The sequence below is a fragment of the Cupriavidus necator A5-1 genome (assembly GCF_000744095.1).
Classification (GTDB): domain Bacteria; phylum Pseudomonadota; class Gammaproteobacteria; order Burkholderiales; family Burkholderiaceae; genus Cupriavidus; species Cupriavidus necator_A.
In genome coordinates, this window is the sequence record NZ_JQLI01000004.1 from 168,205 (window position 1) to 193,940 (window position 25,736).

20 protein-coding genes and 1 pseudogene are annotated in these 25,736 nt (G+C 64.3%); 13 read left to right on the top strand and 8 right to left on the bottom strand.

Annotated elements, in window-relative coordinates:
* Positions 1 to 39 precede the first annotated feature (39 nt).
* Positions 40 to 2,715 (bottom strand): LuxR C-terminal-related transcriptional regulator, encoded by a 2,676-nt coding sequence (locus K307_RS22720; RefSeq protein ID WP_042882992.1) that lies wholly within the window; start codon positions 2,713 to 2,715, stop codon positions 40 to 42.
* Between the two features lie 264 nt (positions 2,716 to 2,979).
* On the opposite strand from K307_RS22720, the gene K307_RS22725 reads away from it, so the two are divergent.
* From K307_RS22725 to K307_RS22740, 4 genes are all read left to right on the top strand, one after another.
* Positions 2,980 to 4,263: an acyl-CoA dehydrogenase family protein gene (locus tag K307_RS22725; RefSeq protein ID WP_042882994.1), complete on the top strand. Its 1,284-nt coding sequence runs from the start codon at positions 2,980 to 2,982 to the stop codon at positions 4,261 to 4,263.
* A complete protein-coding gene (locus K307_RS22730; protein ID WP_051975115.1) occupies positions 4,263 to 5,894 on the top strand; it encodes an AMP-binding protein in 1,632 nt (543 codons plus the stop codon). The genes K307_RS22725 and K307_RS22730 overlap by 1 nt, the downstream gene beginning before the upstream one ends.
* A 60-nt stretch (positions 5,895 to 5,954) precedes the next feature.
* Positions 5,955 to 7,073, top strand: a complete 1,119-nt coding sequence (locus K307_RS22735) for a saccharopine dehydrogenase family protein (RefSeq protein WP_042882995.1) — start codon at positions 5,955 to 5,957, stop codon at positions 7,071 to 7,073.
* Positions 7,074 to 7,139: 66 nt separating this feature from the next.
* Positions 7,140 to 8,381 carry a thiolase family protein gene (locus K307_RS22740; RefSeq protein WP_042882996.1) on the top strand — a complete coding sequence of 414 codons (1,242 nt, stop codon included), beginning with the start codon at positions 7,140 to 7,142 and terminating at the stop codon, positions 8,379 to 8,381.
* On the opposite strand, the gene K307_RS22745 is transcribed toward K307_RS22740, so the two are convergent.
* The 6 genes and pseudogenes from K307_RS22745 to K307_RS22775 form a co-directional block, all read right to left on the bottom strand.
* Positions 8,362 to 9,009 (bottom strand): ABC-type transport auxiliary lipoprotein family protein, encoded by a 648-nt coding sequence (locus K307_RS22745; protein WP_042882997.1) that lies wholly within the window; start codon positions 9,007 to 9,009, stop codon positions 8,362 to 8,364. The genes K307_RS22740 and K307_RS22745 overlap by 20 nt on opposite strands.
* A gap of 2 nt (positions 9,010 to 9,011) precedes the next feature.
* Positions 9,012 to 9,902: an MlaD family protein gene (locus K307_RS22750; protein ID WP_042882998.1), complete on the bottom strand. Its 891-nt coding sequence runs from the start codon at positions 9,900 to 9,902 to the stop codon at positions 9,012 to 9,014.
* A 30-nt stretch (positions 9,903 to 9,932) separates the two neighbouring features.
* Positions 9,933 to 10,691, bottom strand: a complete 759-nt coding sequence (locus K307_RS22755; protein ID WP_042882999.1) for an ABC transporter ATP-binding protein — start codon at positions 10,689 to 10,691, stop codon at positions 9,933 to 9,935.
* A gap of 2 nt (positions 10,692 to 10,693) precedes the next feature.
* Complete coding sequence (locus tag K307_RS22760; protein ID WP_080745171.1) at positions 10,694 to 11,818, bottom strand: ABC transporter permease; 1,125 nt, start codon at positions 11,816 to 11,818, stop codon at positions 10,694 to 10,696.
* A 538-nt stretch (positions 11,819 to 12,356) separates the two neighbouring features.
* Positions 12,357 to 12,829, bottom strand: a pseudogene (locus K307_RS22770) (double zinc ribbon domain-containing protein); the annotation flags it as partial.
* 146 nt (positions 12,830 to 12,975) lie between these two features.
* Entirely contained in the window at positions 12,976 to 13,755 is a 780-nt protein-coding gene (locus K307_RS22775; RefSeq protein ID WP_051975118.1) for a TetR/AcrR family transcriptional regulator, read from the bottom strand.
* A gap of 341 nt (positions 13,756 to 14,096) precedes the next feature.
* Between K307_RS22775 and K307_RS22780 the strand changes: the two genes are divergently transcribed.
* The 8 genes from K307_RS22780 to K307_RS22815 all read left to right on the top strand — a co-directional run bounded on the left by K307_RS22780 (position 14,097) and on the right by K307_RS22815 (position 24,651).
* Entirely contained in the window at positions 14,097 to 15,479 is a 1,383-nt protein-coding gene (locus K307_RS22780; RefSeq protein WP_080745172.1) for an MFS transporter, read from the top strand.
* A 39-nt stretch (positions 15,480 to 15,518) separates the two neighbouring features.
* On the top strand, positions 15,519 to 16,442 hold the full coding sequence (locus K307_RS22785) for an amidohydrolase family protein (protein WP_051975119.1): 924 nt from the start codon (positions 15,519 to 15,521) through the stop codon (positions 16,440 to 16,442).
* Positions 16,443 to 16,595: 153 nt separating this feature from the next.
* Positions 16,596 to 17,726, top strand: a complete 1,131-nt coding sequence (locus tag K307_RS22790; RefSeq protein ID WP_042883005.1) for a porin — start codon at positions 16,596 to 16,598, stop codon at positions 17,724 to 17,726.
* Between the two features lie 323 nt (positions 17,727 to 18,049).
* A complete protein-coding gene (locus K307_RS22795; RefSeq protein ID WP_080745173.1) occupies positions 18,050 to 19,813 on the top strand; it encodes a CocE/NonD family hydrolase in 1,764 nt (587 codons plus the stop codon).
* Between the two features lie 40 nt (positions 19,814 to 19,853).
* On the top strand, positions 19,854 to 20,645 hold the full coding sequence (locus K307_RS22800) for an enoyl-CoA hydratase/isomerase family protein (RefSeq protein ID WP_230626015.1): 792 nt from the start codon (positions 19,854 to 19,856) through the stop codon (positions 20,643 to 20,645).
* A gap of 201 nt (positions 20,646 to 20,846) precedes the next feature.
* A complete protein-coding gene (locus tag K307_RS22805) occupies positions 20,847 to 22,604 on the top strand; it encodes an FAD-dependent oxidoreductase (protein WP_042883008.1) in 1,758 nt (585 codons plus the stop codon).
* A gap of 76 nt (positions 22,605 to 22,680) precedes the next feature.
* Positions 22,681 to 23,565 (top strand): intradiol ring-cleavage dioxygenase, encoded by an 885-nt coding sequence (locus K307_RS22810; protein ID WP_042883009.1) that lies wholly within the window; start codon positions 22,681 to 22,683, stop codon positions 23,563 to 23,565.
* 18 nt (positions 23,566 to 23,583) lie between these two features.
* Positions 23,584 to 24,651 (top strand): maleylacetate reductase, encoded by a 1,068-nt coding sequence (locus tag K307_RS22815; RefSeq protein ID WP_051975120.1) that lies wholly within the window; start codon positions 23,584 to 23,586, stop codon positions 24,649 to 24,651.
* Between the two features lie 13 nt (positions 24,652 to 24,664).
* Here the strand turns inward: K307_RS22815 and K307_RS22820 are convergent, their stop codons facing one another.
* Positions 24,665 to 25,342, bottom strand: a complete 678-nt coding sequence (locus K307_RS22820; protein WP_080745174.1) for a MarR family winged helix-turn-helix transcriptional regulator — start codon at positions 25,340 to 25,342, stop codon at positions 24,665 to 24,667.
* Positions 25,343 to 25,516: 174 nt separating this feature from the next.
* On the opposite strand from K307_RS22820, the gene K307_RS22825 reads away from it, so the two are divergent.
* Entirely contained in the window at positions 25,517 to 25,735 is a 219-nt protein-coding gene (locus tag K307_RS22825) for a hypothetical protein (RefSeq protein WP_042876292.1), read from the top strand.
* Position 25,736 lies beyond the last annotated feature (1 nt).

The following is a 25,736-nucleotide window of genomic DNA, read 5'->3' on the forward strand; positions in this document are numbered from 1 at the left end:
TACTCCGGGCGGCGGCGGTAGCGGCCGGCCGTTTTCGTCCTACAGGAGTCCGAGCACCCTGGCCTGCGCCACTGCCTGCATGCGGTTGGCGGTGCCCAGCTTGCCGTTGATCCGCCGCAGGTGGGTTTCGATGGTGTTCTCCGAGACGAACAGCAAGCGGGCCAGTTCCTTGTTTGAATGCCCGTCGGCCAGCCGCCGGATGATCTGCAGTTCACGTGGGCTGAGCAGTCCGTCCTGTTCGCTGCGTGCCGGCCTGGCTGCCTGTGACGAACGGTTCGCGGCCTGCAGGAGCCGTTCCAGGTAAGCGGGATCCAGTCCGCTCCGCTCCGAATCCACCAGGGCCAGCAACGGCTGGAGCTGCCACGGCTCGTCGGCGAAGAGCCGGATCGCCTGCCAGGCCTGCCCTGCCCGCAGGGCCTGCGCCGACCACGTCAATGCTTGCTGCCGCCTTCCCGCGGCGAGCTCGGCCTGCGCCAGCAGCCAGGACAAGCGCGCCGCGCGCCGCGCGCGGCCGGTGCGCTCCGCATGGTGCACGGCGGCTTCCATGCGGGCCGTGGCATCGCGACTGTCGCCGGCTGCAAGCGCGATGCGATAGCCCGCGATCTCAATGTCGTCGATATCCTCCGCATACGGTGAGACATGGAATGGCTTTGACCGGGACGTGGCGACCGCCAGCGCATGCCGGGCATTGGCCACGTCGCCGGCGAGCAGGGCCAGCCGGCTCTTGTCGATCGCGGCCGCCACACCCAGCCGTGCGATGCCGCGCGCATCGCCAAGCTCCTGCAGTCCGTTTAGGTAGCCAAGCGCCTTGTGGAAGTCGCCGGCCAGCGCTGCAATACGCGATGCAATCCGGCAGGCGACGATCAGGTGGTCCGGCAGGCAGGTGTCACCGATCAGCCCGAAGTACTCGCCCAGCAATGCCTCCGCCGCGGCAATCTCGCCCGTTTCATAGAGGGCTTCGGCAAGGAGCGCGCTCGCAACCGGCCCGGAACTCGTATAACGCTGGCCCGCGGCAATCGTACGGTTGAGGATCGCGCTAAAGCGGGCCACGCCGTCGCGGACGTTGCCCTGCAGCATATCGATCATGCCTTCGATGCAGGCGCTGTAAGTCAGCCCGTAGAGCGCGCCAACCGATTCCAGCTCGCACCGCGCCAGCAGCAGGGTGTGGCGGGCCGCCACGTACTCGCCCAGCAGCATGTCGCCATAGGCAACGGCGTTGTGCAGCAGGCCTGTGACGAAAGGAGAGGATTGTTCGGGGCCGGCAAGCGCCTCGCGTGCGGCCTGGACGGCATCGTCGAGCCCGTCGGACCAGGCCGAGAGCATGACGCGCAGCACGGCGACATCCTCACGGTGGGGCGCCGAACCATGGGATTCCAGCGCGGCAAGCCATTGTTCGGCCTGTGCATACCGGTGCAGGAAAACCGCGGCGTATGCGCCTGCGGTCAGCAGCACAGGACGGCGCGCGAGCTCGGTACGCGGCAGCGCTTCCATCCACTGCGCGACCTGGCTCATCTGCCCGCCGCGCACGCAGTCCATGCTGCATTGCTCCAGGATGTCGGCCGCCAGCACGGTGTCGCCCGCCTCGGCGGCGTGCGCGACGGCCTGGCCATATCGCGCAGTGGCTGTCAGCCATCTCGCCGCCCTGGCATGCAGGCCGGAAATCTCGGGGCCCGACGTGCGCGCCAGTTGCGCGCGCAGGAACTGGCGGAACAGCGGGTGGTAGCGATACCAGTCGCCGTCCGCCTCCATCGGCAGCAGGAAGAGGTTATCCCGGATGCTCAGGGCAATCCATTCGGCGCTGTCCGCTTCGCCGAATACGGCATCGCACAGCTGAGGGCAGAAGGCGTCGAAGATCGACGAGCGCAGCACGAAGCGGCGATGTTCCGCAGACAGCCGCGAGAGCACATCCTCGGCCAGGTATTCGGCAAGGTTGCCGGAGGCGCCGGAGAGCTGGCGCAACCAGGCCCGGGAGTCCGCGCGGCCGTTCAAGGCCGTGGCGGCGAGTTGCAGCGCGGCGGGCCATCCTTCAGTGCTGGCCCGCAAGGCATCGAGGTCGGCATCGGCCATTGCGATGCCACGGCATCCGACCATGTAGTCCCGGATCTCGGCAGCGTTGAAGCGCAGCATCGATGCGTCGATCTCCAGCAGCCGCCCCTGCACGCGCAGGCGCCCGAGGGGGAGGGCGGGCTTGTGGCGCGCCCCGAACACAAGGCGTTGTCCGGGGGCGAGGCTGAACGCCAGTTCGCTGAAGACCGAGAGGACGGCCGGGTCAGCGATCTGTTCGAACTCATCGACAAACAGCGCGAACGGCGCGTCCACCCGGGACAGTGCGTCGAGCAACTGGCGGGCGGATCCGCCGGCCATGCCACGTGAGGCATCGATCCCCGGGTCGGTTGCAGGCATATCGAGCGGCATCGGCAGCGCCGCGCCCAGGGCGGCCCGCAGGTATGGCACCACCCGCCCGAGGTCGTTGTCCGCGGCATCGACGGTCAGCCACGCAGCCGGCAATCCCTGCTGCCGAGCTGCGCCGAGCAGCTGGCGCATTACCGTGGTCTTGCCAAAGCCGGCGGGTGCGCAGACCAGCGTGACCGCGGCACGGGCATGCTCCCAGGTGTCGGCGATGGCACTCCGTTCCACGCCACGCAAGGCGTCGGCCGGGGGAGCGAGCTTGAGTACGTTGAGCGCCGGGGCGGGCGGCAGGTCGCCAGGAATCATAGGGTTGCGAAGCTCCGTGTGGGCCAGATCCGTTGCACGCGTCACATCGCCACCAGCGTAGCGCGTCCGGGCGGCAGACGCCAGCGCGCGAGGCGGCACTACACCAGCGATTCACGGATTTCCGTGACACCAGCGGGGAAGCAAATTCACGGATCGGCGTGATGGTCGCCCGCGGGACGCCTCCCTAATCTTCAGGCACAGAGATCGAGCGCCCACGCAGGCGCCACGGGATACCGGCAACACGCCAGACCAAGGAGACAAGACATGAATGCCAAGGCAACACCAGACGCCGTCGCACCCGGAACGCCGGCTTCACCCAAGCCAAAGCTTGGCCCGCTGGGCGCACAGCCCGCATTGTCCGAAACGGCCGCCATGGTCCAGCAGACGGTTCATCGCTTTGCCGAAGACGTCCTGCGGCCGGTCGGGATCCAGCTCGACCGCATGACACCGGACGCCGCGATCGCGCCCGAATCGCCGTTCTGGGCTGCGCGCAAGCAGTATCTCAACCTCGGGTTCAGTATCGCGACCATCTTCGAACTCGAGCCTGCCGAGCGGGCCCAGGTCATGAGCGTGTTGTTCGAGGAACTGGGCTGGGGCGATGCCGGCCTGGCGATCTCAATCGGCGCGGGCCTGCTGCCCGCCTTCATGGCAGCCGCGTTCGGCAACCGCTTCCTGATGGAACGCTTCCCGGACACGATGCTGGGCTGCTGGGGCATCACCGAGCCCGATCACGGGTCCGACTCGCTCGACGCGAACCGCATGATCTTTCACGCCCAGGGCAAGTACGGGCGGCCGAACTGCGTGGCGACGCTGGACGGCGACAGCGTGGTCATCAACGGGCAGAAGTCCGCCTGGGTATCGAACGGAACGATCGCGGAGGTCTGCATCCTCTACTGCGCGGCAGATTCCGGCGACGGCCCCGACACGCAGCGCGGCTGCGTGGTCTATGTGCCAATGGACGCACCGGGCGTCACGCGCGGCAAGCCGCTGGACAAGATCGGGCAGCGCGCGCTCAACCAGGGCGAGATCTATTTCGACAATGTGTGCCTGTCAAAGGACTATCTGCTTGCCGGCCCCGATAACTATCTGCAGGCCGTCTATGCCATCCACACCTTCGCCAATTCCATCATGGCCACGGTGTTTGCCGGCACTGCCAGGTCCGCCTACGAACTGGCGCTCGGTTATGCGCATGAGCGCAAGCAGGGTGGCGTGCCGATCATCCGCCATCAGTCCGTCGCACACCGCCTGTTCCACCTAGCCAGGAAGGTCGAATGCTCGCGTGCGCTGGCCCAGCGCGTGGTCGAGTACAACCTGACCAACGATCCTCCCGCGCTGCATGCCGGGATGATGGCAAAAGTCACGTCGACGCAGCACGCCTTCGAAGTCGCCAGCGATGCCCTGCAGATCTTCGGCGGCAACGGACTGACGCGCGAGTACCCGATCGAGAAGATCCTGCGCGATGCGCGCGCTTCGCTCATCGAGGACGGCTGCAACGAGGTCCTGGCCATCAAGGGCGGCTTCCACCTGATCGATGAGGAGCGGCTGTGATGTCAAGTACCGCACAAGCTGCGCCGGCCGACACGGCAGCCGCGCGCGACGAACTGATCCTGGCAAATCTGGTGGCCAACCGGGTGGAATCGGAACCGGACCGCGACGTCCTCACTTTCGAGAGCGCTGGCGGGACCGAAGAAGTCCGCACTTACCGCCAGCTATGGGAGAACGGCTGCCGGATCGCAGCCGGACTCGACCAGGCCGGCATGGCGCCAGGCGACTGCTTTGCGCTGCTGATGCAGAACCACCCCGAGTTCGTCGACGCCATGGTAGGTGCCTCCATCAGCGGCACGGTCTTCGTGCCGATCGATCCGCGCACCCGCGGTGACAAGCTCGCCTACATGCTGCGCCACTCGGGCTGCAAGGGGGTCATTTGCGCTGACTACGCCATGCAAGCGCTGGAGGCGGTCCGGGACCAGGTGCCGTCGCTGGAATGGGTCTGGGTGCTGGAGTCCGGCGAGCCTGACGTGCCGGCCCCGAGAACTGGCTGCCGCCGTGTCTCCGACGTGCTGTCCGGGCCGGTGCCCGTGGCGGAGATCCGCAGCGTGGATCCGATGGCCCCCATGCAGATCATGTACACCTCTGGCACCACCGGTGACCCCAAGGGCGTGGTGATGCGGCACGCCCGCTACGGAGCCGCGGCAGGCTGGGGGCCGCTGTTCGGGTACAGCCGCGATGACAGGCCCTATACGGGCCTCTCCCTGACGCATGGCAACGCGCAGATTGTGACCCTGGCAGCGAGCCTCAAGCTTGGCATGCGCGCTGTTTTCAGCAGGCGCTTCACCAAGTCGCGCCTTTGGGATATCGCTCGCAAGTACGGCTGCACGACCTTCACACTGCTCGGCGGCATGACCACTGCGATCTACAGCGAGCCGCCCAGGGCAGACGATGCTGACAACCCGGTCCGCTTCGTCATCAGCGCCGGCATTCCTGCCGCCATCTGGGATGCGTTCGCGCGGCGCTTCGCCGTGCGCATCGTGGAGTTCTATGGCGCGGTCGAAGGCGGGCTGACCATCAATACGGGCGAGGGCCCGGCCGGCAGCATCGGCAAGCCACCGCCGTTCCTCAATGTGCGGCTGGTCGACGAGGACGGCCACGACGTGGCGCCAGGCCAGCCAGGCGAGCTGATCTTCCAGCTGGCCAATGGCTCGCCAGCCGACGTGGTCTACCTGCACAACCCCGAGGCATCGGGCAGGAAGACGCAGGGAGGTTGGCTGCGCATGGGGGATATCGGACATCGCGACGCGCAAGGCTGGCTCTATTTCGACTATCGCATCGGCGGCGGCATTCGCCACAACGGGGACTTTATCCAGCCGGGCGAGATCGAGAAGGTCATTGCCGAGTGCGACGACGTTGCGGACGTCTATGTCTACGGCGTGCCTGCCGCGTCCGGCGCACCGGGCGAGAAAGACGTGGTAGCCGCCATCGTGGCGGCCGCCGGCAGGCAGATCGATCCGCAGGCCGTTTTCTCCAGGTGCAGGCAGCGCCTGAGCGCAGGCATGGTGCCGTCCTACCTGCAGGTCCTGGCCGAGATTCCCAAGACGGCATCGGAGAAGCCGCAGGAGCGCTTCCTGCTGGAGGCCTTCAACGCGCAAGGCAACCAGCTTTATCGCGAGATGCGGGCGTGACGCGGAGCTGCGTCGGCCGGCCCTCACCCAAGCATTCACACAAACTGCAGGAGACAAACCATGGCTACCGATCACTATCAAGTTGTCGTCTATGGCGCCAGTGGCTACACCGGAAAGCTGATCGCCTGGAAGCTGGCAGTTGCCGGGATTCCCTTCATTGCCGCAGGCCGGGACCAAGCGCGCGTCGAGGCGCAGATGGCAGCGGTGCCTGAGCTGAAGGGGCACGACTATCACTGCGTTGGCGTGCGCCACGACCACGCGGACCTCGTCGCGCTGTTTTCCGGGCGCAAGCTCGTCATCAACGTGGTCGGACCCTTCATGCAGCTGGGCCTGCCTGTAGTCGCGGCCGCGCTGCAGGCAGGCGCGCACTATCTGGACACCACGGGCGAGCAGGACTGGATGTTCCGGCTGAAGCGGGAGTTCGGCGAGAAATTCCGTCAGCGCGACCTGCTGCTGTGCCCCGCGAACTCGTATATGTGGGCCGAAGGCGTGCTGGCGACGGAACTGGCCCTGGAAACGCCGGGCATCGATACGCTGGAGTCGGTGTACCTCGCGGATTCGCAGGTCAGCGTGGCCTCTACCATGTCGTTCCTGCGCATGTGCACCAATCCGCAATATCGCATCCAGAACCGCGAGCTGGTCGAGTGGCCGTATGCGACGCCTTACAGCGTCCATGTACCGGGCGAGCACGTGCCCCTGAGCGCGTTGCCGTGGAGCGGCGGGGGCGAGCCGGTCTGGTATGAGGGCGACAGCCGTGTTCGCAACGTCCGCACGCTGGTTTCGTTCAAGAACCAGGAGGCCTTTGGCGCGGTGCTCGGGCTGCTGCAGAAGTTCGAAGCCGAGTGCCGCCAGCTCCCGCACGAGCAGCGCGAGCAGGTCACCAATGACTGGGGCCAGGGCATGACGACCGTGGAGCCGCCGCGCGAAGACCCCGATGTGAACCGGTGCGTGCTGTCGTGCTACGGCCGTGGCAATACCGCGTCGGTGTCCGTCGTGCTGCGGGGCAACTCGCCCTACGCGCAGACCGGCGTCTTCAATGCCGAAGCGGCTCGCTGCATCCTGTCCGGCAAGCTGAAAGCCGTGGGCTTTGCCTCCCCGGCCGGTGCGTTCGGTGCACGAGAACTGATTGGTGCCCAGGCGGAACAGGGTTATCTCGCCTGGGAAGCGGCTTCCCTCTGAGACTTGAATGCAAGGGTGGCGTCAGCGCCGAGCTACCGGTGCGATGCCCCCTCAACGGGGCATACCATGAGTGAGACGGTGTATATCGTGGGCGTCGGCATGACGCCGTTCGGCAAGCAGATGGACAAGAGCATCAAGGACCTGACGCGCGAAGCGGTCACCATGGCCTTGAAAGATGCCGGGTGCGAGGCGGGAGCGCTACAGGCGGCATTCTTCTCCAATTGCACGCAGGGGCATATGGAAGGCCAGGACATGATCCGCGGTGAAGTTGCGCTGCGGAGCATGGGAATCCAGGGCATTCCCGTGCTCAATATCGAGAACGCCTGCGCCAGCGCCAGCTCGGCGCTGCATCTGGCCATCCAGTACGTGAAGGCCGGGGCGGCGGAAATTGCCCTGGCAGTCGGTGCGGAGAAGATGTTTTCGGCGGACAAGGCACGCACGCTGAGCGTGTTCGATGGCGCCTGGGATGTCCATGAGAAAGCCGCCGGCACCGCCGGCCTGCTGGCGATGGGGCAGGGTGTCGACGTGCCGCCGGGCAGCAGCTCGCCCAGGCCATACAGCGTCTTCATGGACATCTACGCGGCGATGGGGCGGATGCATATGCGCGAGTTCGGCACGACGCAGCGGCAGTTCGCCGCAGTATCCGCCAAGAACCATGGCCATTCGGTGCACAACCCCCTGTCGCAGTACCGCGAAGCCTACTCGATCGACCAGGTTCTTGGCGCGCCACCCATTACCTTCCCGCTGACGCTGCCAATGTGCTCGCCCATCAGCGATGGCGGGGCGGCTGCCATTGTCTGCAATGCGGCCGGCATGGCCCGGCTGACCGGTAGCCGCAGCCGCGCGATCCGGGTGCTGGCTTCGGTGGTGGTGAGCGGCAGCGATCGCGCGCCGACCGACCTTGGCGCGCACCTCGTGCGCAAGGGATCGGCGGATGCCTACCGGATCGCCGGCATTGGCCCGGCCGATGTCTCGGTCGCGGAAGTGCATGACGCCAGCGCCATCGGCGAGGTGATCCAGGTGGAGGCCCTGGGTCTGTGCGAGCCGGGCGCGGGCGGCTGGGTAGCGGAGCGTGGCGAAACGTCGATCGGTGGCAGGATTCCGGTCAATCCGTCTGGCGGACTCGAGTCAAAAGGGCACCCGATCGGCGCGACCGGGCTGGGGCAGATCTTCGAGCTGGTCGCCCAATTGCGGGCGGAAGCCGGTGCGCGCCAGGTGGATGGTGCTCGCATCGCCATTGCCGAGAACGGCGGCGGCCTGCACGGCGTGGAAGAGGCGGTTGCGTGCCTCACCATCCTGGGCAGGTAAGCGGGGACGAGGCGGGCGGCCGCCCCGCCGCCCAGGTAAAGACCTGCTCGATCAGCTGATCGCTGGCCTCCGAGAATGCCTGCGCGCCGCCGGCTGCGTCCGGCGTGCGTGCCGGCACCTGTGCCCGGAACATCGCGCTGCGTACCTGCGGCGGGTTCGATGCGCTCAGCGTCGCGACCGCCACCACCCGCGCCTCGCTCTCGGTGGCGCTGACGTAATGCTGGACGAACTCCACTACGCGCAGGCTGAGCGCGAGTGGACGTGATTCCCCGGCTGCCCGCGCCGGTTGAGGCGAGGGCCGCGCCTGGGCGTAGGCCCGCATCATCAGGTCTTCGATCAGCACTGGCGGCCGGTCGACCCATTGGTTTTGCGCATAGACTTCGACTGCCTGGGCGGCCTTGTAGTCGAGCGAGTACAGGAAGCCGGTCTGGTTGATCCAAGGCGCAGCCGTGACGCGGATTTGCAGGCCTGGAGGCAGCGTGCCGGCGGCGGTCGCGGCACGCTCCCCGCCGGCAATGGACCATCGGGTCGGTTGCGTGGGAGCCGAGGCACAGGCCGAGAGCAGGCATACGACCAATGCACCCGACAGCAGGCGTGCGCGCGCAACTGGAGGAAGGTGTGCCAGCACGATCAGCCTCCGAATCCGACTTCGCCCGGGCCGGGCCTGGACGGATGCTTGCCGAAGATGATCCGTTGCGGATCGTCCCGCTGCTGGACGGCGACCTCATTGAGGGAGCTGGTCATTTCATCGACGCCTTGCAGTGTCTGCTCCAACTGGGGAAGGATATTACGGTCCACGCGCGCAGCAGAACGGTCAAAACTACTTGCCATGCCCTTGAAGCCGGACAGCGTGCCAGTGGCTTCGCGCTGCAAGCCGGCGACTTCAGTCTTCAGGTCTGCGGTAAGGCCGCGCAGGTCGCTCGTCAGGCGGTCGACCCCGCCCAGGCTTGTGCGGGCAGACTTGAGCAAGTCCGGCAGTTCAGTCGACGCGATGCGGACATTGTGCATGGTGTTCTGCAGGTCTTCGCGCATCGCCGGATTGACGATCTCGATCAGCGCCTGCGTGAGCCGCCGCAGGTCGTCCACGGCTTCGGGCAGGGACGCGCCAACGCGCTGCAGCGACGAGGGCTCCACCGGGATGGCAGCCTTGTCCTGGTCAAGCGGGACGCCGCGCCCGCTGTCCAGCAATTCGATGTCCGACAGGCCCGTGATGCCCTGGCTGACCAGCCTCGCGGTGGTAGCAGTGCTCAGGCGCAGCGGCTGAGACAGGCGCGCCGTGATCAGCACCTGCTTCTGGTTCTTGGAGTTGATCCGCAGATCGGCCACCTTGCCGACGGGAATGCCGCGGTAAAGCACGGGCGCCTCGCGGTTGAGGCCGCTCACGGATTCTTCGGAAATCAGCGTCAGGTCCTGGGAATAGACGTCGCGGCTGCGCGCCATCCAGACGGCAAGTGCGGCGCCTGCCGCCACCAGCACGACAAAGAAGATGCCGGTGAAGAGCGCATAGGTCTTGCTTTCCATAATGCCTCCCGTGGAGTGGCCTCGCGCCGGTCAGGGCGCGTCGGTCATGAAGTACTGGTGGATAAAGGGATGATCGACCTTGCGGACCTCGTCCACGGTGCCGCTGGCCACGACGTGCTGGTCGGCCAGCACCGCCACGCGATCGATCATCGGTTCAAGCCTGAAGATCTCATGGGTCACGACGATGGCTGCCAGGCCAAGCAGGTGGCGCAGCGACAGCATCAGTTCGACGAATTCGCCGGCCGCGACCGGATCGAGGCCGGAAGTGGGTTCGTCCAGGAACAGGAGCTCCGGGTCCAGGACAATCGCGCGCGCCAGTGCGGCGCGCTTGATCATGCCGCCGGACAGCTCCGATGGCAGTTTCTGCGCGTCGGACGGCTTCAGCCCTGACTGGGCGAGCTTGAGATAGGCGATGTCCATCATCTCGGCGCGGGACATATTGCCGCGTTCATGCAGCGGCACCATGATGTTCTCAAGTACCGACAGGGCGCTGTACAGGGCGCCGAACTGGAACAGTACGCCCCAGCGTTCGCGCAGCCAGCGCTGCCGCAGGAAATAGGCTGAACGGATATGCTCGCCGAAGACTTCCACAGTGCCCCGGGCCGGCTCGGTCAGTCCCATCATGTGGCGCAGCAACGTGGTCTTGCCGCTGCCGGAGCCGCCCACGAGGGCTACCACCTCGCCTGGCTTCACCTCCAGGCTGAGGTCTCTGTGGATGACCTTGCTGCCGAACGTCGTCCAGATTCCCGTCATGCGCACGGGAAGGAGCGGTTGTGCGGGCGCAGGCATGGCTACTTGCCCGTCAGCGACAGCGCGATCGCGACGATCGCGTCCAGCACGATCACCAGGGTGATCGACGCTACCACGGAGGCCGTGGTCGAGGTGCCGACACTGGTGCTGTCCGGCTTCACGCGTTCGCCAAAGTAGCAACCGACCATGCCGATGGCGAAGCCGAACATGACGCCTTTGGCCAGTCCGATATAGAGCTGCCGTACCGGCACGACGTCACGGAAGCGGTCGATAAACAGCGAGAACGGGATATCCAGTTGCGCCCTGGCGGCCACCGCACCGCCAGCCAGCGCGAACAGCGTGGTCCAGAGGGTCAGCAGCGGCACGGCAAGGGCCAGAGAGGAAATCATCGGCCAGTAGAGGCGCAGCGTATGGGAGATCCCGTGCACGCTCATGGCGTCCAGCTCCTGGCTCAGCTTCATGGCGCCGATCCGCGCGGTCAGCGCCGAACCCGACCTGCCTGCGATCAGGATGGCGCACAACAAGGGGCCAAGCTCGCGCAGGACCGCGATACCGAGAAAGTCGACGATGAAGATGTTTGCGCCGTATTGCAGCAACTGCTGTGCAGACAGGTAGCTCAGCACCATGCCGATCAGGTAGCCGACCAGTGCGGTGATACCCAGCGCAGTGACACCTGCCCGATAGCTTTCCACCGACAGTTCGCGCCATGGCATCAGGCGGGGCCTGAGCACGATGACGAGCGTGGCAAGCACATAACCGCCCAGCAGGCGGAGAAAATCCCCGACATGGCCGAATGGACTGAGCAGAGCTTCGCCGATTGCCGTCAGCGTATCGACGAGGATATGCCGCCTCGGCAAAGGCGGCGCATCGCCGACCGTGATGATCTGTTCCAGCAGCGCGCGCTGCGCGTCGCTGCAGGCAAGGTGCTCCGGCAGGACGCGGTCCCAGCTATGGACTAGCAGGCGCAGGCCGACCGTATCGAAGCGCTCCACCCCGCTGATGTCCCAGCGCGATGCGGACAGGGCGTGAAGGGCCTTTTCGGTGGCGTCGATCTGGCCGTGCAGCGCGGGGAACGTCCACAGCCCTTCGAGAACGGCAGTGCTGTCCTCGAGACGCCAGTGCGGTTGTCCGGCCGGGGCACGTTCCATCGACACAGACGCAGCCATCGGACTACCTCCCTGCGGTCATCCCAGTAGCGTACGGCATGCCGGCCGCATGCCGGTCGCCAAGTGAACCTGAAGCTCCTCTTAACATAGTCGAGAAAGCGCCGTGTGGCTGGCTTCCGGGGCGCAGCCCGAGCATTTCCGGCCGGACTTCCGGCAACGTGGCTCGGTTCCTGCGGCGCGTCGCAGTTCAGCCGGAAATTCAAGGCCCTTTTCGGCAAGAGCCCCCGCAGCAGAAGTCAGGTTCATGAATGCCGAGGCCGCACACCGGGATCCGGTTCGATACCGGATCGCGGCGACCTGCGGTCAGGCAAAGCGGTCGGTCAGCACCTGAGCGGTCAGTTCGCGGCTCTTCCAGAACATATGATGGATACGCCCCGCGTACTTGTGCAGCGTCTCCGGATCAAGTTGATTGAATTCCAGCACAACGGACGGCCGCGTGCCATCACCAGGTACCTGCTCAACGGCGTCGGAGGGCGGAAGACCGTATTTGTCGAGAAACGCGCGAATCTCGTCATCCGAGATGCCGGGTTAAATATTTCGGGGCGCCGAACAAAGCCAGAATGCCGTCGCCCAGGAACTTCGCGACGTAGCCCTCGTAGTGGTGCACTGCGTCCATCATCAGCGTCACCACGGGGTCGATCAGGCGCCATGCTTCCTCGGGATCCAGATCCTGGATCAAGGCCGTCGAACCGGCCATATCGGCGAAGAGGGCGGTGATCGTCTTGCGTTCGCCGAAGGTCCCGCCCCGGGCTTCCATGGCGGTCCATTCCGCCAGGATGCGCTCCGCCAGATGGGGCGGCGTGTAATGGACAGGAGCCCGCGGCTTGGCGATGGAGTCACCGGATGCCCCGGACACGTGATCGGCTAGTGGAACGCCACGGCTTGGCAATACTTCGCGGTCGGGCCGACCTCTTCGCCGCAGGCTGCGCACCGTCGCGCGAGCCTGGACCCGCACTCCTGGCAGAAATTGGCATGCGCGGGATTCTTGAAACCACAGTTTGCGCAGAGCATGTCGCCCCCTCGCCGTATGTCGCACGTCCTAAACCATTAGAGACGCGTTCGGCCATCGGGGCAAGCCAGGGGGAGCTGCGGAGCAGGTGAGGAAGACCCGCGCTTCGGGCGGTGCCCATCGAAGCGCAGGGCCATGGGGTCCGCAGTCAGCCTCGCACTGCACGCCTGGGCGGCTTGCCGGCTTGCTGGGACGGCTGGCGGGCAGGTGCCGGATCCGTCGCGGCCGGTACTGGCGGAACCACGCGCAGCGTGCCGGGCCTTGCTCCAAAGATCAAATCCTCGACCGTGTTCCAGTAGGCGCCGACGACCGCGGTATCGGATGCGGAGAGTTTGCTCGTCGCCATCATTTCCGCGCCGAAGGTCGACAGTGTCGACGTCAGGCTGATCATCAGATAGTGCAGGATGGCCGGTTCGACGCGAGGCAAGGCCCCCTCGTCCTGGGCTTGCCGGATCAGCGGCAGGAGCCTGTCGATCATCGGCCCGAGTATGGTATCCGCCAGCCATTGAAGGCGCGGACTGTACTCGAGTATCTCCTGAAGCATAAACCGGTGGAATTCCGGGAAATCGACTGTGAACTTGAACAGAGCACGGTACAGCAGCCTGATCCCCTCCACCGCATTGGACGGCGGTTCGACGGTCAGATATCCCTCCCACTCGTGGCGGATCCGATCGAACACATGTTGAGCAACCGCTTCCCACAGGATGTCCTTGGTCCGGTAGTGATAAGTGATCAACGGATGCTGCAATCCGATCCTGTCGGCAATGCGGCGGATGCTTGCCGCCTCGAATCCCTTCGAAGCGAATTCGGCAAGCGCCGCATTCAGGATCGCAGTCCGGGTTTCCTGGGCGCGCTGCTGTTCCGCGCGCTGGAGCTCAGACGGCCGCCGGCCCCGTCTGTTCTGGGTCTGTCTGGAATCCGTACTCATCGGTCCTCCCGCGAAACGTTAACCCGTGGGGTCGCCAGTCGTTGGCAGTCTGGCCACCCCTGGCCGGTCACTTTACGGCCGTATTATATAAGGCGGCGGGGGAGGGCGTGCGTTCCCCAGCCGCCGCCTGGATGCGGCGGCGATTCTCCGCGTTCCGCTCCCAAGCTGCTAACGCTGCGCTTCGTTAAGCGCTTACAGGCAAGGCTCCCATCGGGCCGCATGTCATTCCCAAGTGCACACAACGCCCGTAGGGATAGTCCTATCGTCACAAAGCTTTACGATCGGAAAAATTAATACTACTCTATTCGCAGGTTTCGTGAATCCAGTCGCAAGGAGAGACAATGGGAAGAACAGAAGACGTTCGCGTCGATATGCGGGAATTCCTCAATCGAATGCCGATGGGGAAGCAGCAATGGGCAGTCTTTTTCGTCTGTTTCGCAGCCACCGCGATCGAGGGCTTCGACACGATTGTGATCGGCTTCATCGCGCCGGCCATCACCCAGAGTTGGAAGCTATCGAGCGCCGCGGTCTCGCCGCTAGTCGCGCTGGGACTGTTCGGCTTGCTGATCGGCTCGATCGTCGGCGGTACGCTGGCCGACCGCGTGGGGCGCAAAGCGGTGAGCGTGGTGGCGATCGCATGGTTCGGCATTGCCGCCATCGCGTCCTGCGAGTCGCAATCGATTTCCCAGCTCATCGCCTGGCGCTTCGTGACCGGCCTGGGCATCGGGGCCGCGATGCCCGCCACGTCCGCTCTCGTTGCGGAATTCACGCCGGAACGCTCGCGCGCCACCATGCTGGCCTCGATGTATTGCGGATTCCTGTTCGGCGCCGCTGCGGCCGGCTTCGTAACGTCGGTCGCCATCGGGCCCCTGGGCTGGAGAGGCATGCTTCTGTTGAGCGGCGCATTGCCACTCGGTGTGGTCATCCTGCTGGCATGGCAGGTGCCGGAGTCCCCGCTTTACCTGGTGGCAAGCAACAAGGCCGATGCCGCGGTGAAGCGGGTTATTGCAAGGCTCTTTCCCACGGCTGATTTGCCCGCCACCCAGTTCTTTCTTTCGATGCCTGCTGGAAAGCAGTCCGGCATCCGCGCATTGCTGGGAAAGGACTATCGATTTGGCACCCTGCTGACATGGTTCGCCGAATTCGCCGGATATCTCGTCTTCTTTCTGATCGGCAGTTGGTTGCCGACGCATCTTAAGCTGACCGGACTTTCGATGCATGAGGCCTCGCAATTGTCCTCGATGTTCCAGTTCGGCGCGCTTGGCGGAGCCATCCTCTTTGCCATCCTGGTTCGCCGCTTGAACGTCGCCGCCGTGATATCGGCCGCGTTTGGGGCAGGGTCGTTGCTCATCGTCGCCCTGGGGATGTCGGAGACTGCGCCGTGGTATGCGAGTGTGGTGTTCCTGGCGGGACTCGCCATCGGCGGTCCGCTGATCTGCGTCAACACCATACCGGGGATCTTCTATCCCACCGCGTTTCGCGCAGCGGGAGGGGGCTGGACCGTCTCCATCGGCAGGCTGGGCTCGATCATCGGCTCGGCATTGATTGGCTGGATCGTCGTGTCGAACCTCCCCTATTTCGCCGTGTGTGTCGTCCTGTCGGTGCCGCTGATGCTGGCTTGCGCAAGCATGGTCGCCATGGCGCGGGTTTTGGCGGGAAGGCACGGTACGGCTGTCGAACCGATCAAAAGTATCCGCTCGAAGTCGCCAATTGCGGCCGAGTGAAACCCTGATTCCATCCCGCGATACTCCAAGGAAATCGTCATGTCAACGAAGAAGATAGACACGCATCAGCATTTTCTGCCGAAACTGTACGTCGACGCCGTGGGGCTTGATGTATTGCGCGCAGCGATGCCGGGTGGCGTCGCCCCAAGCTGGTCCGCCGAGGCTGCAATCGCCATGATGGACGAAAATGGCATCGACGAAGGCATCCTATCCATCTCCTCGGGGCCGGCCATTCCGGACGCCACCACGTTGCTGAGGAAGTGCAACGACCACGCAGCGGAACTCCGCAGCCGGTACAAGGGACGATTCGGTTCCTTCGCCAGCTTGCCGCTCCCGGATGTCGACGCGGCCTTGAAGGAGGTCAGCTATTGCCTGGACCAGTTGAAGGTCGATGGCTTCATTCTCTTCACCAACTACGACGGAAAGTACCTGGGCGACGAGCATTTCGTCCCGTTGCTTGAAGAGCTCGACCGGCGCGGCACAGTGGTGTTCGTCCACCCGAACCAGCCGCCGCATGACGTCCCGTCCGTCGCTCCGGCTTCCGTGCTCGAGTACCCCTTCGAAACGACCCGCACCGCCACAAGCCTGGTAATGTCGGGCGCGATGAGCCGTTACAGGAATGTCCGGTTCATTCTGTCGCACGCGGGCGGCACGTTGCCCTTTCTCGTGCCGCGGCTCGCGCTGTCCATTTCCATGATGCACGAAGTGGCCGAGCGCGTAGGCGACACGCACGCGGCGATCCGGTCCTTCTACTTCGATACTGCGCTTTCGGCCGGCACCCCGGCGCTGGCTTCGCTTGCGCAGGTTGCGGACCCCGACCGCATCCTCTTCGGCACAGATTTCCCGTTCGCGCCGACATTCGCAATTCGGAATTTTGGATCGGTACTGGATGCCCTTGACGTCCCGGGCATCGACATGACGCGGGTGTACGGACAGAACGCCGCCAGGCTGCTGCGACGTTAGCTGTTAGCCGTGCGCGGCCCGCCAGGGCCGATAACAACGGCTGGAGGAGGGACCGTGCGACAGAGCGTGCCGCAAGGCGGCAGGGAGAGCCCTTGCCGTCGCTCGCCTTCACGGCGAGTGGTTCCGGCACAAGAACAGGGGGGGACGAAAAAAATGAGAAAGTCACTATTGCCGCTCGCCATGCTGGGCATGGTTGGCGCTGCCCAGGCCCAGACGGCCGTGACGCTGTATGGCGTGGTGGATTCGAACGTGGAATTTGCCACGAACATTAAGAACGCGAGCGGCGGGTCGGATAGCCGATTCGCATTGAATGGGGGAGGCCTGTCAGGGTCGCGCTGGGGCTTCCGGGGCACCGAGGATCTCGGCAGCGGGCTGAGCGGCTTGTTCGTACTGGAAAGCGGTATCGGGGTGGACACCGGTACCTTGCAGCAAGGCGGGCGCCTGTTCGGCCGCCAGGCTTTCGTCGGCCTGAAGAGCGCCACATACGGCCAGATCACGTTTGGCCGGCAATATACATCGCTTGACGAGGCACTCGCCAACTTCTCGCCTGCCTATTACGCGAACACGTACGAGCCGGTGATTGCGGTGGTCGGCCCGGCATTCCGCGAAGACAACACGGTCAAGTACACCGGCACGTTCGGCGCCATCACGGTGGGCGCCCATTGGTCCTTCGGGACGGGCGCGAACTTTGGAACAGTCGGCGGTGCCACCATCGGCGGCGCCGGCGAAGCCCCCGGCCAGTTCCGTCGCGATTCCGGATACGGCGCCCAGGTTTCCTACTTTGGTCAGGCGCTCAGCGCCACGATCGCCTATGACCAGGTCAATCCCGGCGTCGCCAATGGCGCCGCCTTCCTCGGGACGGGCACAGTCAGGAAGGCCGCCGCGGCCCTGGGCTACACTATCGGGCCGGCAAAGATCGAGGCCGGCTATCGCTGGGGACGCTCAAGTGGGCCGCAGCAGACGCTGGTGCGTGACGACATATACTGGGCCGGCGTTGCCTACCAGGTCACCCCCGCGCTTGGGCTGACGCTTGACTACTTCTACCAGGACTTTCACTCCTCGACGTTGCCAGCGCTGCGGCCGCCCGGCAATCCGTGGCAGCTCATGTTCATCGCCGACTACAATTTTTCGAAGCGGACGGACGTGTACCTGACCACGGCGTACGCAAAGAACGCCGGCCTCGCGCTGGACACAGCGTCGATCGGATTCTCCAACGGCTATCCGCTGGCACCGACGAAGACCAACATGCTCGGCGTCGCGCTGGGTATCAGGCACAAGTTCTGAAGCCCACCAGGGTTCCCCTTCATGGGGCTGGATTCAGCCAGCCCCATTTCCCTTTGCCGCGCCCCGTTGACTACCTGTTGCGATGCTCGCAACGGGTGGCCAGCGTATCTCTCGCAGGCGTCGCGGCTCCTCCCCACATTCGACATATTCCTGAAGACTCGGGAACCGAAGGCGGCATCGCCACGGGGCAACGGCTCGAATATGGCGCCAAGGTTTACCTTGAAAACTTTACGAGCGTGAAATATAGTGTTTTCAACAGCGACACAGACATCGGCGCGACATTGAATCCAAGGCACCGGGTTCGCTGACAGTGGAAGGCAAACATGCAAACGAATATGGAGCGAGACATGGTTGAGGAGCGCGACGTCACAGTAACGATGCGTGACGGCACTCGTCTGGCGGTCGATATCTATCGGCCGGATGGCGAGGGCAGGTATCCGGTGCTGTACGCCTCGGCGCTGCACAACAAGGACATCCAGGGGCCCGACATCGCCGACGTGCTGCCCCCCCAGCCGGCCCACGCACCGCTCTGGTTCGGGCCGATTGAGGCCGGCGACACGCGCCGATTCATCGCCAACGGCTATGTGCACGTCATCGCCCAGCCGCGCGGATCAGGCAAGTCGGAAGGACACTATGGCGAGGAGAACACCGACCATTACGACATGATCGAATGGATCACGAAGCAGCCATGGTCGGACGGGAATGTCGGGATGGTGGGTATCTCAGGCTTTGCCGGAGAACAATGGCGTGCCGCCGCGCAGGGGCATCCTGCCCTGAAGGCCATCTTTCCCTACGACGCCTGCAGCGCCTACGGCGGCATGTTTGGGTTTCGCGATTTCAATCCCGGTGGAGTGATCCATACGTTCCCGTACCTGCTGGACGTCTTCAGTACCGTTCATGAATCGCGCAGCTTGCCGGGCACGCTGCCGGAGGAACAGGAAGCGCTCTGGCGTGCGGCCATGGCGAATCCCGACTACAAGATGTACATCAACCTGTACAACATCCTGACTCAGAAGGGCCAGCGTACCTGGGTGATGTACCACATCATGACGAACCCCTGGGAGGCCGAAGGAACGCTCGAGCGCGCCGAGGAAATCTTCCGGTCGATCAGGATTCCCTTCTACACAGGATCGGGCGCTTACGCGTATACATACAAGCTGCATTGGCTCGGCGCGCAGCACTACTTCAGGAATGTCGACCAGCCACGCAAGCTGGTCTTCACCGGGCCTGCCCATCTGGAGCGGCCGTTCCACCAGTACCACGACGAGGTGATTCGCTGGTACGACCATTGGTTGAAGGGCATCGACACCGGCATCATGGACGAACCGCCGGTCCGGTATTGGGTCATGGGCGCCAACGAATGGCGCAACGGTAGTGACTGGCCGCTGCCTGAGACGCAATGGACCAAATACTACCTGTCGAGCTGGGAAAAGCTCACCACCGACGCGCCCCGGCCAAAGGCCGAAGTCGGCAATGCACAGCGCGAGCCCGATGTGTTCACGCAAATGCCGCTCAAGATGAGCACGAAGGTCGAGCGACTGCGATACATGACGGACCCGCTGCCGCACGACGTCCTCGTTGCCGGCCCAATTTCCCTCACGCTCCATGCGCAAATCGACCAGACTGACACGAACTGGATCGTGGTGCTGAAAGACGTGGGGCCGGATGTATCGGTTGTCACCGCTCGCGTCGGCGAACGCAACGTGCCCGACACGCTGCCGGAGCGGGAGCTGACCCGTGGCTGGCTGAAGGCGTCATATCGGGAAACCGACCCCGACCGGTCCACGCCGGGGGAACCGTTTCACAAGCTGACGAAGAACGCCATCAAGCCGGTGACGCCGGGCGAGATCGTCAAATACGAGATCCAGGTGCTGGCGACGGCCAACCAGTTCAAGGCAGGACATCGCATCTGCATCGAGATCTGCAGCCTTGACGTGCCGACCGGAACCGGCGCCATGACGGATGTCGAGTACATCCCCTATCACGTCTGCAGCAGCAACACCGTCACCCACAAGGTCTACCGGGACGCGGACCACCCATCCCACTTGCTCCTGCCGTTGATTCCGCTGACGGCGCAGGCCACCTGAGTTTGCATTCGGCGGAAATACGCGAAAACTAAAGGACCAAATGATGAAAAGCATTCGATTTGAACGCAAGGGGCCGGTCGGCAATATCGTACTGGCGAACCCGCCCTACAACCGTCTCGATACACGCTTCGCCGACTGTCTGGAGGAGGCGGTCCGGGAAGCCAGCCAGTCCGATATCCGCGTGCTGGTCGTCCGCGCCGAAGGGCCGAACTTCAGCCTGGGCGGTGAGGTGCGTGAATGGCCGGGCAAAGACCTGAACTGGTTCCGCACGTTCGTCGGACACGTGAACCGTTCCTATCGCACGATCGAGGGGCTGCGCGTGCCCACGGTGGCGGTGGTGCAAGGCGCCGCATTCGGTGGAGGATTCGAGTTGGCGCTGAGCTGCGACTTCATCGTGGCGGCGAGCGACGCGCGCTTCCAGTGCGTCGAGGTGACCACGGCCATGTTGCCGATTGCGGGCGCGCTGCAAAGGCTCGCCGAGCGCGTGGGACGTAGTCGCGCATCCCGCTTCGCCATGCTCGGCGAACCCATCCCGGGGAACGTGGCCGGAGAACTCGGGATTGCGACCCACGTGGCGGAGCCCGATTCGCTCGATCGCGTGGCGAGCGAACTGGTCGCGCGGCTCGCCGATGGGCCGACGCTTTCCTACGCCGCGACCCGGACGCTGCTGAAGGCGTGGTCAAGCGGCGGTGTCGCCGCCGCCGATGTGGTCATGCTGGACGTGACGATGGGTCTGTACGAGACCGAGGACGCGAACCGCGGGTTCGCCAGCACCGCCAAGGCATTCGATGCCGACAAGGTGCCGCCGGACATGGTGTTCTACGGCAAGTGAATGCGAGCCATCAAGGTTTCGGATCACCATGTAACACCGCAGCTTTTGTACGGCGCAGCACATAACGAACCGGGCTCCTTTATATGTGCTGCCTTTTTTCTTTTCAGGCCACGGAGAACCGATCTCCGATGGCCGCTGAATCAGGTATTTCGCTGTCCGCCGATAAACGCGTGACGGCACTTGGATGGTAGGAGATGAGTTATGCCGGAAATCAAGACAGATGTGCTGATCGTTGGAACGGGTCCCGCCGGTTCGGCGTGTGCCGCGCTGCTTTCCACCTATGGGATCGACAACATGGTCGTCAACAACTATCGCTGGCTGGCCAACACGCCGCGCGCGCATATCACGAATCTGCGCACGATGGAGGTGTTGCGCGATCTGGGAAAGGAAGTCGAGGAGGAGGCATACCTCCACGCGACAAACGAGGACCTGATGGGCGGGACCGTCTTCTGCGAGAGTCTCGTCGGAGAGGAGATCGGACGCGTACCGAGCTGGGGTTCCCATCCGCGCTCGAGGGCCGAGCGCAGGTTGTCGAGTCCCGCGAAGATGAATGATCTTCCGCAGACCTTTATGGAGCCGCTACTGTTCAAGACGGCGTGCGTCCGTGGGACGCAGGCCCGGATGAGCACGGAGTACCTGTCTCATACGCAGACCGACGATGGTGTGGTCACGCAATGCCGCGACAAGCTGACCGGGGAAGAATTCACCGTCCGCTCCAAATACCTGGTCGGCGCGGACGGCGGAAACTCACGGGTCGCAAAGAACGCGGGTCTGCCGTTCGAAGGGCAGATGGGCGTGCGAGGTTCCATGAACATTTGGTTCCGGGCGGATCTCTCCGAACTGGTCGCGCATCGCCCCGCCGTGCTATACCCGATCATGCAGCCAGGAGCCGAAGTGGGTGGAATCGGGATGGGCCTGATCCGCATGGTCCGGCCGTGGCATGAGTGGCTGATTGTCTGGGGCTACGACATCAATGAGCCGACGCCCGTGGTCGACCACGCAAGGGCGACTGCGATTGCGCGCCAGTTGGTCGGAAAGCCGGACCTCGAGATCGAACTGCTCGGCGCGAATACCTGGACCGTGAACAATATGTACGCCACGCGCATGCAGGATGGACGCGTGTTTTGCATGGGCGATGCGACCCACCGGCACCCGCCCTCCGGCGGACTCGGATCCAATACGTCGATCCAGGATGCCTTCAACCTAGCCTGGAAGCTTGCGGCAGTCATCAAGGGTCAGGCTGGCGAGGACCTGCTGCAGACGTACTCGACGGAGCGCGCGCCGATCGCGAAGCAAGTGGTGACGCGCGCCAACCAGTCGATCGCGGAGTTTGCGCCGCTCTACGAGGCGCTCGGCATTGCGGAAACGACGGATGCCGAAGTCATGGAGGCCAATATGCACGCCCGCAGCCAGGCGACCAAAGCCGCGGAGACGCAGCGCGAGGCCATACGCGAAGCGCTGGCGTTCAAGCGCTATGAGCTGGATGCACATGGGGTAGAGATGAACCAGCGCTACAAGTCCAGCGCCGTGGCAACCGATGGGAGCGCCGAGCCGGCCTTCGAGCGCGATCCGGAACTGTATTACCAGGCGACCACATATCCGGGCGCGCGACTTCCGCATGCGTTGGTCTTCGATGCACGGGGGCGGCAACATTCCACGCTGGACCTGACGGGACATGGCCGTTTCACCGTCCTGACCGGGGTGGGCGGCGAAGCCTGGCGCGAAGCCGCCGAAAAGGTCGGCAAGAAGCTCGGCCTGCAGATCGATGTACGCATCATCGGCCCGCGCCAGCAGTATGCGGACCACACCGGCGACTGGGCGCGCGCCCGCGAGGTCGGCGACACGGGGTGCGTGCTGACGCGGCCGGACCATCACGTCGCGTGGCGCAGCTTTGCCCTGCCGGCGGACCCGGCCGCGGAACTGCTGCAGGTCATGTCGGGTGTGCTTTCCCGGCAGTAACAGAAGACATTCCGACGTCATGCAACGATGAGCCGAGGTATGGGCTCATCGTTCGCGGGAACTGAAGGCAGAAACGATGCGAAACATCGACGAAGACACCATTACGCCGGCGGTACTGGCCGCGATGGCGAACTGCGGGGACGAGAGGTTGCTGGCCGTGATGAACAGCCTGGTCCGGCATTTGCACGCCTTTGCAAGGGATGTCAGGCTGACTGAAGAGGAATGGCACCAGGCGATCGGCTTCCTGACCGACGTCGGCCATATCACCGACGATCGGCGGCAGGAGTTCGTGCTGCTGTCCGACGTTCTCGGGCTCTCGATGCTCGTGACGACGCAGAACAACCGCAAGCCGGCGGCATGTACGGAAGCAACGGTGCTGGGGCCATTTTTCGTCAACGGATCACCCAGGTACGAGAATGGCGAGGACCTGTCCAATGGCGCTAAGGGACGGCCGTGCTTTGTCTCGGGGCGGGTGCGCGGCCTGCACGGCGAACCCGTGACGGATGCGGAAATCGAAGTCTGGCAATCGGACGAAGACGGCTTCTACGACGTGCAGTACGCCGATTCACAGGAACCGGTCCCGGGATATCAGGCACGGGGCCGCCTGCGCGCCCTGCCTGACGGACGCTTTCATTTCCGGTCCATCCTGCCGGAGGCTTACCCGATTCCGCATGACGGTCCGGTAGGACGCATGCTCGCTGCGCTCGGCAGGCACCCGTGGCGGCCCGCGCACCTGCATTTTTGGATCAAGGCGCCGGGGTACGAGCCATTGATCACGCACCTGTTCCGCAATGAAGACCAGTACCTCGACTCGGATGCCGTGTTCGGCGTGCGCTCGTCCCTGGTCGTGGACTGGGTCGAGCATCCTCCCGGTATTGCGCCGGATGGCACCGCAATGCCCTCGGCGTTCCATACGCTTGATTACGATTTCATTCTCAATCCAGTGGGGCAGGGCCAATAACCCGGCTGCATCGAGACAGTGTCGATTTCTGAATTCGTCTATAACGGCCGCGGCTCCCGCGTCGTGTTTGGAAGCGGAGCGCTCGTCCACGTCGGGCGCGAGATGCGCGAGCTGAACGTGCGCCGCGCCTTGATCCTTTCCGGCCGTGACCAGGCCAAGCTCGTCGAATCGGTGGCGACGGAATTGGGCGCGGCCGCCGCCGGCGTCTTCGATCGCGCCACCATGCACGTGCCGGCGAGCATCGTCGCGGAAGCGAGGGCCGTTGCCGTATCGCTGGAAGCGGATTGCCTGATCGCGATCGGTGGCGGCTCCGCCATCGGTCTCGCCAAGGCCATCGCGCTGGAATCAGGATTGCCGATCATCGCGATGCCGACCATCTATGCCGGAAGCGAGATGACGCCCATCTATGGGATCACGGATGCCGGCATGAAGCGGACGGGAACCGACTCGCGCGTACTGCCCAGGATCGTCGTCTATGATCCCGATGTCACGCTGACGCTGCCGATCGCGTTGTCCGTGACAAGCGGTATCAACGCCATGGCGCACGCGGCCGAGGGTCTATACGCGCGCGACGCCAACCCCCTGACCAGCCTCATGGCCGAGGAGGGCATCGCGGCGCTTGCGCGCAGCCTGCCCCGGATCGTCGCGCAGGCGGACGACCGGGCGGCACGCGCCGATGCGCTCTACGGCGCCTGGCTCTGTGGTGCCGTGCTCGGCAGCGTCGGGATGGCGCTGCATCACAAGCTGTGCCATACCCTTGGCGGGAGTTTCAACCTTCCCCATGCCGAGACGCACACAGTGGTGTTGCCGCACGCTTTGGTGTACAACGCTGACGCCGCGCCCGCCGCTATGCAGCGCATTGCGAGGGCACTGAAACACGACAGCGCTGCCAAAGGCTTGTACGCGCTCGCGCGGGAAAGCGGCGCGCCGGTGGCATTGAAAGCGCTGGGAATGGACGAAAGCCAACTCGACCATGCCGCCGACATCGCCTGCACCAACGCCTACTGGAATCCCCGGCCACTGGAACGGCAGGCCATCCGCGCGTTGTTGCAGGATGCCTTCGAAGGAAAGGCGCCAACCCGTTAAGGCATGGTGCCAGTCATTTCCGTTGCCGGGCCGTCGTCCTGGATCGAGCGGGCGCTGGCTCGGCGTCGGCATCATCCTCGAGGTGCGGAAGCACCAGTTCTTCCATCAAGGCGAGCGTCCGGAGGCAGAACGCCTGACCGGCGGCACGCTCCTGCTCCGGGAACTGTGACATGGCCGGTGCGACGGACGACTCGTTGGCGAGCTTTTCCACCGCCTGCTCGACGGTCTCGATTCCCTTCTTCGTAAGATGCACGATAAATCCGCCGGCATGGCCGGGATCGATCGTGCGTTCCACCATGCCGTGACTGGCAAGCCGGTCGATCTTCTTCGTGATCGCCCCCGAAGTTACGATCAGCGCGCGATACAGATCCGTCGGGCGCTTTGCATACGGAGGGCCACCCCGGCGCAATGCAAGCAACACGCGCATGTCGGACCCGCTGATGTCCCACTCGCGCTGACACAGCCGGTCAAAGGCTCGTTCGACGAGCGTACCGAGCCGCATGAAATAGATCGCGAGCAGGAAGTTCGAGAGATCGAGGTCGCTCCGCGCATGCTGCCACTGCAGAGTAATGAGCTCTATGTGACTGCTGCCAGATAAACGCGGCTTCCGGGTTGAATTGGCCGGGGTGGCTGAAGCCGGCTTTTTGCGCAATCGAGCGGGCGTAGTCTGCTTCGCGATGGTGGGGCTCATCGATTCTACTTCCCTGGAAGGACAAATGTTTATGCGCTACCGCGGTAAGTTCTCAATAAGCCGGGGCAAGGCCAGGTGGTGAGGCGTGGCCGGTGACTGGAATGTCGGGGTGGAAATATCGGCGCGACCTTGCCGTAAGCCGCAACGAGTTCCACTTGTAAACGCTGGGTGGAGATGTTAACTTTCGCCGTCGCCATCCACGCTGCCCAGGTCATGACCACTTGCCAAAAAATCACGCTGCCGGACATCGCGCGAGAAGGATTGACGCCAAAAGAACTTGAGGTGTTGGCATGGGTTGAGGGATTGGTCGACATGGCCAATGGCTTGCAGCAGGAGAAGGAGCAACTGGAACAGGAACTCGCCGAGCTGAGAAGAGCTGCAAAGCGCGCGTAGC